The organism is Serinibacter salmoneus, from assembly GCF_002563925.1.
In the GTDB taxonomy this organism is placed as follows: Bacteria; Actinomycetota; Actinomycetes; order Actinomycetales; family Beutenbergiaceae; genus Serinibacter; species Serinibacter salmoneus.
In genome coordinates this window covers 2,953,550-2,968,687 of sequence record NZ_PDJD01000001.1, presented here as the reverse complement: position 1 = coordinate 2,968,687, position 15,138 = coordinate 2,953,550, and the positions used below count along the sequence as shown (strand labels likewise).

The window sequence follows — 15,138 nt, the reverse complement described above, 5'->3', positions numbered from 1 at the left end:
CGTGTCGGGTCCTCTGGTTATAGTAGTGACACGGTCACTGGCGCGGGCCTGACTCGAATCGATGTGATTCGGTCGGTGTGCGCAGGGCCGGCGGTTCCCCGCATTCGTGCGGGTGCCGGGGCGTCAACCCCCTCATGACGCGCCCGGCCGTGGACGCCCCCCCGTCCGCGTGAGTGCCGTAGGTCGGGGTTCATCCCCCCCGAACCCCGACCTGCGGCGAACCCCTCCCGCCAGCGCATAGGCTCGTGACGTGACATCTCCCGCACCCTCGACCCGCTGGAGAGTGCGCACCCTGGCCTCCGCCGCAGTCCTCGCGATCGTGGTGACCGCCGTGACCGCCTCCCTCAGCGGAGCAGTGGAGGCAACGGCGCTGAGCGACCCCGGCGCTCTGGTGCGCTGGGGCCTGCCGGTTACCGACCTGCTGGTCACCACGGCTGCGACCGTGACGATGGGTGCCCTTACGCTCGCAGCCTTCGTGCTCCCACAGCGCCAGGTACCGGGTGCGGGGCGCGGACGTTCGGGCGGTGCTCGCGCGCCCCGGGGGCCCCGGGTGCGGCCCGACGGCGCAGCCTGGCCGATCGCGCAGCGCACCGCGGCCGCGGCCTCGGTGGTGTGGACGCTCGGCGTGGGTGTGCAGCTCGTCCTCACCTACGCGCAGGTGGCCGGGCGTGCGCCCACCGAACCCGGCTTCACCGCCGAGCTGGAGTTGTTCCTGACGCGCATCGAGCTGGGACAGGCCGGTCTGTGGGCCCTGGCCCTGACGGCCGTGACGGCGCTCGCAGCGGTCGCCACGGCGAGCGCGGCCGGCGCCGCATGGTCGGTCGTGGCGGGCGCCGTAGCCTTCATTCCGGTGGCCGCCTCCGGGCACGCCGCCGGGGCCGCCGACCACATCCTCGCCGTCGGCGCGCTCTATCTGCACCTGATCCCCGTGACCATGTGGATCGGCGGGCTCGTGGTGCTGATGATCGTCTCCCCACGGATCGGCCGGGACGTGCGCTCCGCGGCCTCCCGGTACTCCGCGATCGCGGCGTGGTCTCTCGCGCTCGTGGTGGTCTCCGGTGTGGCCAGTGCCACAGTGCGGCTCGCCGGCCCCTCCGACCTCCTGACGCCCTACGGGGCACTGCTGATCGGCAAGGCGTTGCTCACCCTCGCCCTCGGGCTGCTCGGGCTGTGGCACCGCCGCCGCACGATTCCCCGGCTTGCCGACGGCGCAAGCGCACTCTTCTGGCGGCTGATCGCCGTGGAGGTACTGGTGGCGGCAGCCGTGATCGGGATGGCCACGACGCTGTCCAGCACGCCGCCGCCGGTGCCCGAGATCCCCTTGGAGGCCCCGAGCCCGGGGGAGCTGATCACGGGTTACCCGGTCCCGGTGCAGCCCACGGCGTTCGGGTGGGCGTTCTTCGTGCGGCCGGACGTGCTCGTGCTCGCCGGGATCGGCTCGGCGGCGGTGATGCTGGTGCGCTGGTGCCTGCGACTGCGCCGGCGGGGCGACGCGTGGCCCTGGCTGCGGGTGGCGTGGGGGTTGCTGGGCCTCGGCGTGCTGGCCTGGGTGACCTCCGGCGGCGCGGCGGTGTACGGGATGATCCTGTTCAGCGCGCACATGGTGCAGCACATGCTGCTGGTGATGCTCATCCCCATCTTCCTGGTGCTGGCCGCCCCCGTGACCCTTGCGCTGCGAGCCCTGCCGGGCCGCCAGGACGGGTCTCTGGGTCCACGCGAACTGATGCTCGCCGTCGTGCACAGCAGGCTCGCGGCCTTCTTCGGCAACCCGGTGATCGCGGCGATCAACGTGGTGCTGAGCATGTTCGTCTTCTATTTCACCCCGCTGTTCCAGTACTCCCTGTCCAACCACCTGGTGCACCTGTGGATGATCGTGCACTTCACCCTCACCGGGTACCTGTTCGTGAATGCGTTGATCGGGATCGACCCGGGCCCCACCAGGCCCGGCTATCCGATCCGGCTGCTGCTGCTGTTCGCCACGATGGGCTTCCACGCCTTCTTCGGTCTCTTCATCGCCCAGTCCACCAGTCTCATTGCTGCGCCCTGGTTCGGGGCGCTCGGACTGCCCTGGGGTGTGGACGCCCTCGCCGACCAACAGCTCGGCGGCTACTACGCGTGGGCGTTCGGTGAGGTGCCCTCACTGGTGCTGGCGGTGGCGCTCGGCATCGCCTGGATCCGCGACGACGAGCGCACCGCCATCCGCCTGGACCGCGCGGCCGCGCGCGACGGCGAGGCGGACCTCGCGGCCTACAACGCGATGCTCGCGCGAATGGCGGGCGGCGGCACAGCGGGGGAGACTGACGACGGCCGTTCCCCGCGCGACAACCCCACACAGGAGACCCGTTGAGCGACTTCGACATCGCCGCCTACATCGGCGACGTACCCGACTTCCCCAAGCCCGGCGTGACCTTCAAGGACATCACGCCGCTGCTGTCGGACCCGGAGGCCTTCGGCCGAGCCGTCGACGCCCTGGTGGCCTCGGCGCCCGAGGACATCGACGTGGTCTGCGGCATGGAGGCGAGGGGATTCATCGTCGGGGCCCCGGTGGCGCTGGCCCTGGGCGCGCGGTTCGTGCCGGTGCGCAAGTCCGGCAAACTCCCGCGGGACACGGTGGAGACCACCTACGACCTGGAGTACGGCACCCAGACGCTGGCGGTCCACACCGACGCGATCTCGCAGGGGGACCGTGTGCTGATCGTCGACGACGTGCTCGCCACCGGTGGAACGGTGGCCGCCACCGCTGACCTGATCCACCGGCTCGGGGGATCGCTCGTGGCCGTGTCCGTGCTGATGGAACTCGCGTTCCTCGAACCGCGCGACCTCCTGCTGCGGCGGGATATCGACCAGGTCACCGCACTGGTCAGCTACGAGGAGTAGCCCCGGCTGCCGCCGAGGCGGACGGTGCCGTCCCCAGTCCTCCTCAGTCGGTGTACGCGGTGAGATCGACCTCACTGCCCACGGCTCGCACCCGTACTCCGGCGTCGGTGACCCGCACCTCGGTGAGGGCCATGCCCGGGGGGAGCCCGGAGATCGTGGGGGTCGCGTCCGAGAGTGCCTCCAGCAGGAGGTCGCCGAGCCCGAACGGGAGCGAGGCCAGATCCACGTCGGTGCCCTCCAACCGCACGTCCGTGATGTCGAGGTGGATCACGTCCCCGTCCGCGCGTGGTGTCACGTCCACCTCCAGCAGCCCGAATCCGAGGATGGCGGCCTCCAGGCCGATCACGCCGTCGCCGGTGCTCACCGTGACCTCGACCGCGGCCCCGACCAGCCCGCCGCGTTCCTGCACCGCCTCGGTGACGAGTCCCTGCAAGGAGGTGGTGGGCAGGGTGCCCGCGAGGGACACGGAACCGGCGATCACCTCGCCCCGGATCGGGAGGTCGCTCGCATCCACCGCCACGTTCTCCAGCTCGACCCCCTCCAGGGTGATCGACCCGGCGGAGGCGTTCACCTGCCGCAGTTCACCCGCAGCCAGCTGAGTCAGGAACGGGAACCCCGCGACGCCGGCACGGGCGTCCTGCGCCGCAAGGTCGGTGGTCATGACGGCACTGATCCTGGAACCCACGACGGCGGCCGTCACGCGATCGGCGACCAGGAGCGCCACGAGCGCGAGGACCACGATGATCAGGGCGCGCCGCAGGCGGCTGCGCGGGCGGGGGGCACTCACCCGCTGGACTCTAGCGGTCGCACCTGCATGCACACGCGGGAACGGTCGATCGGGTGGGCGCGGCTCGCGCTGACCGCCCACGGGCCCGTGGCGGCTCGACCCAGTACCGTTGATCCCCGTGCCCGACCGATCAAAGTCACGCCGCGCCGGCCTCGCCGGGCCTACCCGGCCCGATTCCGCGCCCACCGGCCCGAGCCGACTCTCCCTGGAGGTCCTCGGCTCCCGGATCGACCTCGACCTGAGCCATCTCGATCCCGTGCGCGCGCAGGAGGTCGCTGCGGCGTGGGACGGCGCCGCGACGCAGACGGGTTCCCCCTCCCAGGACGGGCACGCTCCGGCCTCCGGGGGCGCGTCGCCGGTCGCTCCCGTCGCCGTCCTGGTGCCCAGGGTGGAGTCCGACCACGAGGTGCGCACCGCGGCGTCCGCGGACCTGCAGGCACGTGAGCCGCTGGCGCAGTATGTCTGGGGGATCAGCACCGAGGCGCTCATGGAGCGACTCTCCTCCGCCGTGACCGTCGCGGCCATCAACGCCCGCGAGGACGAACTACTCATGCTGCACGCCGCGGGCCTGGCCGACGAGGAGGGCAACGTCGTCGCCCTCGTGGGGCCCTCCGGGCGAGGGAAGACGACCGCCACCCGGCACCTCGCGCAGCGGTTCGGGTACCTCTCGGACGAGACGGTCGGGATCGACCCCGAGGGACGGGTGCTCGCCCACCGCAAGCCGCTCTCGGTGATCGAACCGGACACACCCCACAAGGTCCAGCGGGGCGTGGGTGAACTGGGTCTGCGCCCGGCTCCGCCGGACCCGCGGATCGCCGCGGTCGTGGTCCTGGACCGCCGGACCGACGGGCCCGAGCAGGCCACCGTGGAGCCGGTGGACACCCTGGACGCGCTTGCCCTGCTCGTGGAGCAGGCCTCCTACCTCCCCAGCACCCGGGGTGGGCTGCAGTGGATCGCCCGGCTCGGGGATCTCACGGGCGGCTTCCAACGGATCGTCTACCGGGAAGCGGGCACGCTGGATGCCGCGGTCGAGGAGGTCCTGAGCCTGGCGGCACAGGGAGATCCCAGCGCCCGGATCAGGCCGGCGGACGGCGGCCCCCACCCCACGGGGGTGGTCGCACCCACCGAACCCATCGGCGCCGAGGAGATCCTGGAGCGCGCCGGCCGGGTGCGGTTCGGCCGGGCCCGCGCCAACGACTGCGTGGAGCGCGACGGCGAGGTCGCGCTGCTGGTCGGTACCCGGCTCCTGCGCGTGGCCGGGATCGGTCCGGTGCTGTGGGAGCGTCTCGCGCAGGAGGCCACCGTGGAGCAGCTCACCGCGGCCGTCGTGGAGGCATTCGGGGAGCCCGAGGGCGCCGATCCACGGACGCTGGTCGCCCAGGCCCTCGCGCGCCTCAGCCAGGACGGTGCGCTGCGCGTCCTCACCCAGGAGTAGTCTCGCGCGAGTGACATCGGTCGCCCTCGGCCGCCGCGTTCATCCGGCGCGCACCGTGGTCAGCGCTCTCCTCGGGGCCGTCGTGATCGGCACCGGGCTTCTCCTGCTTCCCGCCGCCTCGGTGCAGCCGGGCGGGGTCTCGTTCCTGGACGGACTGTTCACCGCCGTCTCCGCCGTGTGCGTGACCGGACTCGTGGTCCTGCCGCCGTCGGCGTGGACGCCGTTCGGGCAGGGGGTGATCCTCGCCCTGATCCAGATCGGCGGGCTGGGGGTGATGACCCTGGCGAGCGTGATCGGCCTGACGGTGCTGCGCAGGATGTCCCTGCGCAGCACGCTGCGGGCCTCCGCCGAACACCCCTCGCCGCTGCGCGACATGCGCCTGCTCGTCAAGGGAGTGGTGTTGATCTCGCTGGCGGTGGAGGCCGGAATCGCGCTCCCGCTGGTGGCGCGGTTCGCCCTCGGCTACGACATGCCGTTCGCCTCGGCGCTGTGGCACGGGGTCTTCACGGCCGTCTCCTCCTTCAACAACGCCGGCTTCGCCCTGCACCCGGCGAGCCTGATGACCTATGTGGGCGACCCGCTGATCATTCTTCCGGTGTGCGTGGCGATCATCGTGGGCGGCCTCGGGTTCCCGGTGATCCTGCAACTGCGCCGACACCTTGCGCCCCGGCTGTGGTCGATGAACACCCGACTGGTGCTGGTCGGCACCGCAGTACTCCTCGTGGCCGGGACGGTGGTGATCGCCCTGCTGGAGTGGGACAACCCCGCCACCCTCGGCGCACTGGCTACGGAAGACCGGGTGCTGGCGGCCTTCACGCAGTCGGTGCAGACCCGTACCGCCGGCTTCAACAGCGTGGACATCGCCGCGATGGACACCGCCACCTGGCTCGTGATGGATGTGTTGATGTTCATCGGCGGCGGCCCCGCCGGCACCGCCGGCGGCATCAAGATCACCACGTTCGCGGTGCTGTTCTTCATCATCCTCACCGAGGTGCGCGGCGAACGCGCCGTGAACATCTTCGGCAAGCGCCTCTCCCGCGCCGTGCACCGTCAGGCGATCAGCGTGGCGCTGCTCGCGATGGCGCTGGTGGTCACCAGCACCGTCGCCCTCATGTGGATGACGGACTTCACCCTCGATCAGATCCTGTTCGAGGTGATCTCCGCGTTCGCGACCGTCGGCCTGTCTACCGGGATCACCGCCGACCTCCCGGTGGCCGCGGAGGTCATTCTCATCCTGCTCATGGTGATCGGCCGGTTGGGGCCGATCACCTTCGCCTCCGCGCTCGCCCTGCGTGAACGCACGCGCCAGTACGAATTCCCCAAGGAAAGGCCGATCATTGGCTAGGTTGCACATCTTCGGCGGTGACCCCGCGCGCAACTCCAGCGACGCCGTGGCCGTGATCGGCCTGGGCCGGTTCGGGGCCTCGCTTGCGCTGGAGCTGATGGCGGGCGGCACCGAGGTGCTTGGCATCGACCCCGTCGAGTCGGTGGTGCAGGACCTCAACGGCAAGCTCACCCACGTGGTGCGGGCCGATGCGACTGGCGAGGAGGTGCTGCGGCAGCTCGGGGTGGCCGAGTACGGCCGGGTGGTGGTCGCGATCGGGTCACACCTCGAGGCCTCGATCCTCACCACCTCGCTCCTGCTGCGGTTCGGTGTGAAGGACATCTGGGCCAAGGCCGTCTCCGAGGCGCACGGCACGATCCTGCAGCAGCTCGGCGTACCCCACGTGGTCTTCCCCGAGCGGGACATGGGGCGCCGGGTGGCGCACCTGGTGCGCGGGTCGATGCAGGACTACGTGGACCTCGAGGCCGGGTACGCGCTGATCAAGACCCGGCCGCCGAGCTCACTGATCGGCAAGTCGCTCGGGCAGGCCGATGTCCGTAAGGCCCACGGCGTGACCATCGTGGCCCGCCACCCGGACGGTGGGGAATGGGAGGACGCCACGCCGTCGACCGTGCTCGCTTCCGGGGACCTGGTGCTGGTGACCGGCCGCAAGCGCCGCGTAGAGGCGTTCGCGGCGCTCACGTGACCAGTCCCGGGTGAGGGGGAGGGCTCAGGGGGCCTCGTCGTCGTCCACCCCGCCCGGCGGGTACTGCGCCCGCTCGGGGTTGGTGCGCAGCGCCACGATGGAGGCGACCAGGCCGCCCCACACCACGAGGATGGCCACCACGAGCAGCAGCACGGCTTCCGGGGTCATCGAGTCGATCCCTTCGTCAGGTCGAGCGCGGGCCAGGGGGTGAAGTCGTCCGGGTCGCGGCGCCACCGGATCGCGGTCATCACGAACGCGGCGACGACCAGGAAGGCCACCACACCCCAGCCGAGGGTGAGCAGGTACCAGGTGGGCAGGCCCTCATACCCCTGCGTGGCCAGGGTCCACAGCCGCGAGATCAGCATGTAGCCCAGCACGAGCGGGGTCAGCAGGCCCAGGCACCACATCCACCACCGGCCCACCCGCACCGTGGAGACGGCGTTGAGGTGGGCGCGCAGCGTCTCGCCCTGGCGCAGCACCCAGAACAGGGCCACGGTCATCGCCACTGCGGAGGCGACGATGCCGATGTTGTTCGACCACTGGTCGGCGGTGTCCAGGGCGAGCAGCCCCGAGGTGGTGGAGAACAGCGCGAGGGAGATGACGGCGCTGACCACGCCGACCCGCACGGCCGCAGCGCGCGGGGACCACCCGAACTTGTCCTGCAGGGCACTGGAGGTGACCTGCAGGATCGAGAGCAGCGAGGTGAACCCGGCCACGGTGAGCGCCCCGAAGAACAGCACCCCGAAGATCGCGCCCCCGGGCATCTCGGCGATGATCGTGGGGAAGGTGACGAAACTGAGGATGGGGCCGCTGATGCCCTCCAACTCGCTGATGCCGACGCCCTGCGCCGCGGCGAGGAAGCCGAGCGCGGCGAACACCCCGATGCCGGCGAGGATCTCGAAGGAGGAGTTCGCGAACGCCACCACGAGTCCGGGGGAGGTGAGGTTGGAACGACGACGGCGATAGGAGGAGTAGGTGATCATGATGCCGAAGGCGATGGACAAGGAGAAGAACACCTGCCCGTAGGCGGCCACCCAGACGCCCGGGTCGCCCAGGGCGCCCCAGTCGGGTGTGAACAGGGCGTTCAGCCCGTCCATCGCGCCCTCCAGGAACAGAGCGCGCACCACGATCGCGAGGAACACCACGAGCAGCAGCGGGATCGCGATCACGTTCAGGCGCTGCAGGCCCTTGGCCACGCCCCGGGCGAGGACGGCGATCGCGGCGACCCAGACGATGATCATCGGGATCAGCACGCCCGGCACGAACGCGCCGGTGAGGGTGGGGTCGCCGACCTGCAGGTAGTCCGCGAGGAAGAAGGACTGGGCGTCCTCGCCCCAGGCCAGGTTCACGGAGAAGACCATGAAGCTCAGCGCCCAGGCGATGATCGCGGCGTAGTACACGGTGATGACGAAGCTGATCGCCACCTGGAGCCAGCCCAGGGGCTCCAGTCCGCGGTGCAGGCGCCGGAACGCGAGCGGGGCCGAGCCGCGGAAGCGGTGCCCGATCGCGTAGTCCAGCAGCAGGATCGGGATCCCGGCGGTCAGCAGGGCGATGAGATAGGGCACGAGGAAGGCGCCGCCGCCGTTCTCGTACGCCACGCCCGGGAACCGCCAGATGTTCCCGAGGCCCACGGCCGAGCCGATGGCGGAGAGGATGAAGCCGACCTGTCCGGTCCATTGCTCGCGGGGCGGCTGCGTGGTCGTCTGGGTCATGCGGTCGTTCTCCCTGCGGTGTGCGGCGGCTGTCGTCGCTGTGGGGCTGTGGGGCTGTGGGGCCGTGGCCGACGCCCTGGCCCCCCGGTGCCGGGCGGACGTTACTCCCGGTGTCCACGTGGCGCGCCACCGTGTCTCAGTGCTCGGACGCGGGGCGCGGCGGGCGGCGCGGCCTAGGATCGGGGGATGGACCATGGTGCGGGTGCTGGCAGTGGTGGCGGCATGGGCGCGGGGATCGGCCGGGGTCTCGGCGCGGGGCTGGGTGAGGGGTTCCGCAGCGCCTTTCGCGCCGAGTTCGACAAGCAGGGCCTGGAGGTCGGGCGGTTCAACCTGGCGCTGTTCGGCAAGACCGGGGTGGGCAAGTCCACCCTGCTGAACGCCGTGTTCGGCGAACAGGTGGCCGACACCGGGATCGGCAGGCCCGTGACCATGGACTCCCACCTGCACATCGACCGGTACGGCGGACACCTCGGCATCCTGGACACCCGGGGGCTGGAGGTCGGCAAGGACTCCTCCCGCCTGCTGAAGGAGCTCGACGGCGTGATGAAGCACGCCCGCTCGCAGCCCCTCTCGGAGCACCTGCACGTGGCCTGGTACTGCGTGCGCGGCATGGACCGGCGGTTCGAGGACTCCGAGGCGGACTTCATCAAGCGCCTGGTGGCCCTGGGGTTGCCCGTGGTGTTGGTGCTCACGCAGGTGCCGATGCGCGACGGCGTCTATCACCCCGATGCGTTGGCGCTGGCGGCCTCGATCCTCGAGCGGGACCTGCCGGTGGTGGATCGGCGCGCCTATCTCACGCAGGCCGCGCCGGACCCGTTCACGGGAGCGCCCGCCCACGGACTGCACGACCTCCTCGATGCCACCTTTCGCTGCGTACCGGACGGCGTCGCGACCGCGCTCGTCGCGGCGCAGGCGATCGACGGGGCTCGCAAGGTTCGGGCGGCGCGGCGGGCGATCCGCACCGCGGTGAGCAGCGCCGGCACCGCGGCGGCGGTGCCGATCCCGTTCTCCGACGCCGCGCTGCTGGTGCCGATCCAGCTCGCGATGATGGCGCGGATCTCCCACGTGTACGGGATCTCCATGGAGCGCAGCGCGATCATGTCCACGATCGCCACCACGGCGGCCACCCAGGGCGGGCGGGCCGCGGTGACGGGCCTGCTGAAGATGGTGCCGGGCGCCGGCAGCGTGGTCGGGGGCGCGATCGGCGCCGGGGTCGCGGGCACCTTCACCTACGCGATGGGAACCGCGTGGCAGAGCGTCTGCGAGCGCGCCGCGGCCGGTCAGCTCAGCGTGGACGGGGTGCTCGACGACGAGCGCGGCCGGGCCGCTTTCCTGGAGGCCTTCCGCCGGGGTGCTCAGGAGAAGGGGTAGCGACGCGGCGGGTCAGGTGCCGGCCGAGGCGGCACCGCGTCCGGAGTCGTTCGGAGCGTGCCGCCCTCGGGTCCGGTGGCCGGTACGGTAGCGACCATGACTCGCACCGACGTCGAGGTCGCCGAGGCGGCACTCGCTACCCTGGATCTCACCGATCTCAATGATGACGCCACCCTCGAGGACGCCGAGGCCCTGGCCCGCCGCGCCCGTCAGGTGGGCACGGCCGCCGTGTGCGTCTGGCCGCGCTTCGTCTCGGCGTGTGTGGCCGAGCTCGCCGGCTCGCCGGTCAAGGTCGCCACGGTCGTCAACTTCCCCTCCGGCGCCGAGGGCGTGGACGGCGTGGTGGAGCTGACCCGCCGCGCCGTGGCCGATGGCGCGGACGAGATCGACCTCGTGCTGCCCTACCGCGCGTTCCTCGCGGGCGACGTGGCGGCCGCCGAGCGCATGATCGATGCCGTGGGTCGTGCCACCGGTCCGGCGCAGCTGAAGGTGATCATCGAGAGTGGTGAGCTGGCCTCGGTGGAGGTCATCAAGGCCGCCGCGCGGCTCGCGATCGATCACGGCGCCGACTTCGTGAAGACCTCCACGGGCAAGTCGCCGGTCTCGGCGACCCCGGAGGCGGCGCGCGCGATCCTCGAGGTCATCCGCGCCGTGCCCAAGGGCGCACCCGCGGTGGGGTTCAAGGCCTCCGGCGGTATCCGCACCACGGCCGACGCCCGCGTGTACCTCGAGCTGGCCGACGAGATCATGGGCGAGGGCTGGGTCTCCCCGGCGACCTTCCGGTTCGGCGCCTCCGGGCTGCTCAACGACGTGCTGAGCGTGATCGAGGGCACCGAGACCCCGGAGAACACCTCCGCCTACTGACCCCGCCGCGAGGTGGTTCTGCAGGTACCGCGAGGTGGTTCTGCAGGTACCGCGAGGTGGTTCTGCAGGTACCGCGAGGTGGTTCTGCAGGTACCGCGAGGTGGTTCTGCAGGTACCGCGAGGTGGTTCTGCAGGTACCGCGAGAAGGTTGTGCCGTATCACCGCGGAGTGCCCGCGGAACCTGGTCGTGGTGCCTGCAGAACCTGCTCGTGGGGGTGGTCACAGGTAGTTGACATCGGTCACGCATCGTCGGATAGTTGACCCAGGTCAACTATCCCAACTGTGTGTGAGGTCTCCCCGCGAATGCCAGCAGCTCGCCCCGCCGTCGATCAGCACATCTCCCCGGCGGACAGCCGCGCGGCTCGCCCCACCGCGGGTGACGGCCGCACGGGCGGGGGCTCGCCGTCCCGCTCGGCCGGTCCGCCGAAGCGCCTCGACGCCGCGAGTCCCGTGCCGGTGCTGCTGGCGCTGCTGATGGCGATGTTCGTCTCGATGCTGTCGAACACCGTGGTCAGCACGTCGCTGCCGGTGATCCTCGCTGACCTGGACGGCACGCAGTCCGCCTACACGTGGGTGATCACCGCCAATCTGTTGGCGACCTCGATCGCCACCCCGATCTGGGGCAAGGCCGCGGACCTGTTCAACCGCAAGGTGCTGATCCAGATCGCCCTGGCGGTCTTCGTGACGGCGACGATGGTGGCCGGACTCTCGCAGGACACCACGATGCTCATCACGATGCGCGTGGTGCAGGGCCTCGGGGGCGGGGGCATCATCGCGCTCTCGCAGATCGTGATGGCCGATGTGGTCTCGCCCCGCGAGCGCGGCAAGTACGCCGGTATGTTCGGCGCCGTCACGGCGCTCGGAACGGTCGGGGGCCCGCTCCTGGGTGGCGTGATCACCGACTCCCTGGGGTGGCGCTGGAACTTCTACGTGGCGTTGCCCTTTGCCGTGGTGGCGATCATCATGCTGCAGCGCACACTGCGCCTGCCGGCCATCGAGCAGCGCCGGGTGCAGATCGACTACCTCGGCATCGCGTTGATCTCGACCGGGTTCTCCGCCCTGCTGCTGTGGGTGACGCTCGGCGGCTCCACCTTCGCGTGGGCGTCGGCGACCTCCATCGCCATGGTGAGCGGCGCCGTCGTCCTGCTCGCCCTCGCCGTCTGGGCGGAACTGCGGGCACCGGAGCCGCTGCTGCCGCTCCCGCTGTTCCGCGACCGCACCTTCGCGCTGGCCGTGGTGGCCAGCCTCGGTGTGGGAGTGGCGATGTTCGGCACCTCGGTCTACCTCAGCCAGTACATGCAGTTGGCTCGCGGTGCGACACCCACGATGGCCGGGGTCATGACGATCCCCATGATGGGCGGACTGCTGCTGACCTCCTCGATCGTGGGCGGCATCATCACCCGGACCGGACGGTGGAAGCGCTTCATGGTGACCGGCGGCGTCCTCATGATCGTCGGCTCGCTGCTGCTGTCGCAGCTGCACTACGACACGCCGTTCTGGCAGGTGGCGATCTCGATGGCCACCCTCGGTGCGGGGGTGGGCATGCTGATGCAGAACCTGGTGCTGGTCACTCAGAACGCCGTGGACGTGCGCCAACTGGGTGTCGCCACCGCGGGGATCACATTCTTCCGCATGTTCGGCGGCAGCTTTGGTGTCTCCCTCATGGGTGCGGTCCTCGGCTCCTCGGTGGCCTCCCACATCGCCGACGGCGCAGCGGACCTCCCGGCTGCCGACGCCGCCCTGGTGGGCACGCTCGAGGGCGGCGCGATCCCGAACGTCAATCAGCTCCCGGAGGCGCTGAAGCTGCTGGTGGAGAGTGCCTACGGGCTCGGCGTGGGCTTGGTGTTCCTGACTGCGGTGCCGCTGGCCGTGGTCGTGCTGGTGGCCGTGATCTTCCTGCCGAACGTGCCGCTCGGGACCCGCAACGCCATCGAGTTGCGCGCCGAGGAGGCGTGGGACGAGGACCCCGAGGCCGCGGCCGAGTCGGCGCTCGCGATCGGGGCGGACCTGCCCGGCGGAGTGCACCCGGGCGACGGGGAGGAAGCGCGCCGGAGGGTCGCGGCCCTCTCGGGAGACCAAGCGCACGCCGAGGCGCGAGAGAGCACGCGGGTCCCGATGCGGGCGCCGCAAGTGTCCGCCCCCGCTCCTGCGTCTAGCCCCGCTTCCGCTCCTGTGTCGGGCCCCGCTTCTGGTTCCGCGCGTCGCACCTCGGTGCGACCCGTGGGTCGGGAAGCTGCTCGCGATGCCGGGCGTCCCCGCCGCGAAGCACGGCGGCGCGGACGGGAGCGCGCATGAGCCAGCCCATCGACGATGCCGAGTACGCCGCCTGGCTCGATCAGTACCTCGTGTTCCACGAGCGCACCCGCCGGATCTGGCGGCATGCGGCCGGAAGCGTGCACCCGGACGTGCAACCCATTGGCTACCGGGTGCTGAGCTACCTGGTGCGGAAGGGCCCGAGCACCCCGGGTCGGTTGTCCGAGGAGCTCGATCTGGACCGCAGCGTGGTGAGCAGGCAGGGCCGTCAACTGGCGGACCTAGGCTTCCTGGAGATCTCCTCTTCCGAGAGTGATGGGCGATGCAAGGTCTTCGTGCCCACCCAGTCCGCGCGTGACGTGGTGGCCACCGCACGTGCGATGAGCGGCGCCCGGATGCGTGAGCAACTCGGTGAGCTCAGTCACGAGGAACTCGCGGCGTTCACCGAGATGCTCACGCGTCTGAATGATGCCGGCGCGCGCTTGCTCGACCCCGGTCCGTAGCGGGTCAGGACGCGAGCAGCTGCCGCTCTGCTGTGCGGTACGCGCTGGGCATCGGTACCTGCCTGCCGCGGTAGGTCCAGCGCAGGAGCGCGGTGGCGTGCGGGGCGCCGGCGCGCACGCAGGCGCGGCACTCCATGGGCGCCCGGGGTCGCCGGTGGCGCACCGTCGCGTGACCGGCTCCGCAGGTGCCACGCCAGTCGCCCAGGCCGTGGGTGTCGGTCGAAGCCACGGTGCTGCAGTCGATCGTGATGCCCATGATCATCCTCCTCGAACACTCTGCTTGCTATGTGTGTTCGACGGTACGGGTGCCCACTGACATCCTGATCGGCGCGGGTGCGCCGGCCCTGAGAATCAGGGTCGGCGCAACCGGCTGAGTGGTCGCCTCATGGGCAATCAGCCCACGTACGCGATCAGGGCATCACGCACGAAGCGTGCGCCCCCAGGGACCTCTCCCAGCGGGTCGCTCGTCCAGTTCTTCGCGAACCGCTCATCGTCTGCGTACATCTCGGCCAGGCCCAGCACGTAGCCACGCAGGTCCTCCTCGCTCCCGCCGTGTGCGGGAGTCCCGGGGATCGAACGCAGCCAGCGCACGTGACGAGCGGCCATCTCCTGGCCGCGTTCGCCGTCGGGCGACTCGCCGCTTCGTGCTGCTGCCACCCAGTCCGCGTTCAGCTGTGCCGCCAGCGACTTCCAGTCGCCGCGCTCCTGTTCCGTCATGCCCTCCCACCAGGCGTTGGAGCGCTCATAGGCCTGCTTGCCCCACCGCGCGGTGACCTCCTCCTCGTACTGCGTGTGGTCGAATCCGTCGAACATGTCCTTGGTCATGGGCCGTCCCTTCTCTCGTGCCTCGATCGTTCGTTCGACCGCGGCTATCCGACGGTCGAGAGCCACTCTCTCGGCCGTGAGGAGCTCGAGGTGGTGCACCAGCGCCTCGGTCTCCCGGGAGGGGGTCCCGAGGTGCTCCGGCGGTGCGGCGTTCGGGTCGGGCAACGCGGCTGCGATCGCCTCGAGGCCCAGGCCCAGGTCCCGCAGCAGCAGGATGCGCTGCAGCCTCAGGAGTGCGGCGTCGTCGTACTCCCGCACTCCGCCGCTGGAACGTCCCGCGGGCAGCAGGCCGATGGCGTCGTAGTGCCGCAGTGTGCGGCTGGTGACGCCGGTTGTGCGCACCACCTCGTGGATCGTCCAACTCATCTCGCTCTCCTTGCTCCTCGGAAAGGACTCTGGCAGTTGACGCTACGTCAACCGCAACCTCCGGGTGGGAGAGGGTCCGTCGGTGTTGCGCGGGTGTGCGGGTGGTGTGGCGCGG

At 70.9% G+C, this 15,138-nt stretch carries 14 protein-coding genes; 9 read left to right on the top strand and 5 right to left on the bottom strand.

The annotated features are described in order from the left end of the window. Positions 1-250: 250 nt before the first annotated feature. Positions 251-2,347, top strand: a complete 2,097-nt coding sequence (locus ATL40_RS13225; RefSeq protein WP_143556996.1) for a bifunctional copper resistance protein CopD/cytochrome c oxidase assembly protein — start codon at positions 251-253, stop codon at positions 2,345-2,347. Beyond that, positions 2,344-2,877 carry an adenine phosphoribosyltransferase gene (locus tag ATL40_RS13220; protein ID WP_098469953.1) on the top strand — a complete coding sequence of 178 codons (534 nt, stop codon included), beginning with the start codon at positions 2,344-2,346 and terminating at the stop codon, positions 2,875-2,877. The genes ATL40_RS13225 and ATL40_RS13220 overlap by 4 nt, the downstream gene beginning before the upstream one ends. Before the next feature lie 43 nt (positions 2,878-2,920). On the opposite strand, the gene ATL40_RS15110 is transcribed toward ATL40_RS13220, so the two are convergent. Next, complete coding sequence (locus ATL40_RS15110) at positions 2,921-3,664, bottom strand: LmeA family phospholipid-binding protein (RefSeq protein WP_169925985.1); 744 nt, start codon at positions 3,662-3,664, stop codon at positions 2,921-2,923. Positions 3,665-3,782: 118 nt separating this feature from the next. On the opposite strand from ATL40_RS15110, the gene ATL40_RS13210 reads away from it, so the two are divergent. Genes ATL40_RS13210 through ATL40_RS13200 form a run of 3 tightly spaced genes read left to right on the top strand, consistent with a single transcriptional unit; the run spans position 3,783 to position 7,129 of the window. Continuing rightward, entirely contained in the window at positions 3,783-5,099 is a 1,317-nt protein-coding gene (locus ATL40_RS13210) for a hypothetical protein (RefSeq protein ID WP_169925984.1), read from the top strand. A gap of 10 nt (positions 5,100-5,109) precedes the next feature. After that, positions 5,110-6,444: a TrkH family potassium uptake protein gene (locus tag ATL40_RS13205; protein ID WP_098469950.1), complete on the top strand. Its 1,335-nt coding sequence runs from the start codon at positions 5,110-5,112 to the stop codon at positions 6,442-6,444. Continuing rightward, the gene (locus ATL40_RS13200; protein WP_211283127.1) at positions 6,437-7,129 is read left to right on the top strand and encodes a potassium channel family protein; all 693 of its coding nucleotides are present in this window, start codon (positions 6,437-6,439) and stop codon (positions 7,127-7,129) included. The genes ATL40_RS13205 and ATL40_RS13200 overlap by 8 nt, the downstream gene beginning before the upstream one ends. A gap of 24 nt (positions 7,130-7,153) precedes the next feature. On the opposite strand, the gene ATL40_RS13195 is transcribed toward ATL40_RS13200, so the two are convergent. After that, on the bottom strand, positions 7,154-7,297 hold the full coding sequence (locus tag ATL40_RS13195; RefSeq protein WP_098469949.1) for a methionine/alanine import family NSS transporter small subunit: 144 nt from the start codon (positions 7,295-7,297) through the stop codon (positions 7,154-7,156). Continuing rightward, positions 7,294-8,841, bottom strand: coding sequence for a sodium-dependent transporter (locus tag ATL40_RS13190; protein WP_098469948.1), 1,548 nt, complete (start codon positions 8,839-8,841; stop codon positions 7,294-7,296). The genes ATL40_RS13195 and ATL40_RS13190 overlap by 4 nt, the downstream gene beginning before the upstream one ends. Before the next feature lie 186 nt (positions 8,842-9,027). On the opposite strand from ATL40_RS13190, the gene ATL40_RS13185 reads away from it, so the two are divergent. From ATL40_RS13185 to ATL40_RS13170, 4 genes are all read left to right on the top strand, one after another. Then, complete coding sequence (locus ATL40_RS13185; protein ID WP_211283126.1) at positions 9,028-10,212, top strand: GTPase family protein; 1,185 nt, start codon at positions 9,028-9,030, stop codon at positions 10,210-10,212. Positions 10,213-10,308: 96 nt separating this feature from the next. Beyond that, positions 10,309-11,076, top strand: coding sequence for a deoxyribose-phosphate aldolase (gene deoC, locus ATL40_RS13180; protein ID WP_098469947.1), 768 nt, complete (start codon positions 10,309-10,311; stop codon positions 11,074-11,076). Positions 11,077-11,379: 303 nt separating this feature from the next. Then, positions 11,380-13,371, top strand: a complete 1,992-nt coding sequence (locus ATL40_RS13175; RefSeq protein ID WP_098469946.1) for an MDR family MFS transporter — start codon at positions 11,380-11,382, stop codon at positions 13,369-13,371. Further along, positions 13,368-13,832 (top strand): MarR family winged helix-turn-helix transcriptional regulator, encoded by a 465-nt coding sequence (locus ATL40_RS13170; protein WP_098469945.1) that lies wholly within the window; start codon positions 13,368-13,370, stop codon positions 13,830-13,832. Before ATL40_RS13175 ends, ATL40_RS13170 begins: the two co-directional genes overlap by 4 nt. Before the next feature lie 4 nt (positions 13,833-13,836). Here the strand turns inward: ATL40_RS13170 and ATL40_RS13165 are convergent, their stop codons facing one another. Beyond that, the gene (locus tag ATL40_RS13165; protein ID WP_143556994.1) at positions 13,837-14,088 is read right to left on the bottom strand and encodes a hypothetical protein; all 252 of its coding nucleotides are present in this window, start codon (positions 14,086-14,088) and stop codon (positions 13,837-13,839) included. A 137-nt stretch (positions 14,089-14,225) separates the two neighbouring features. Then, positions 14,226-15,023 carry a MerR family transcriptional regulator gene (locus tag ATL40_RS13160; RefSeq protein ID WP_098469943.1) on the bottom strand — a complete coding sequence of 266 codons (798 nt, stop codon included), beginning with the start codon at positions 15,021-15,023 and terminating at the stop codon, positions 14,226-14,228. Between the last annotated feature and the right edge of the window lie 115 nt (positions 15,024-15,138).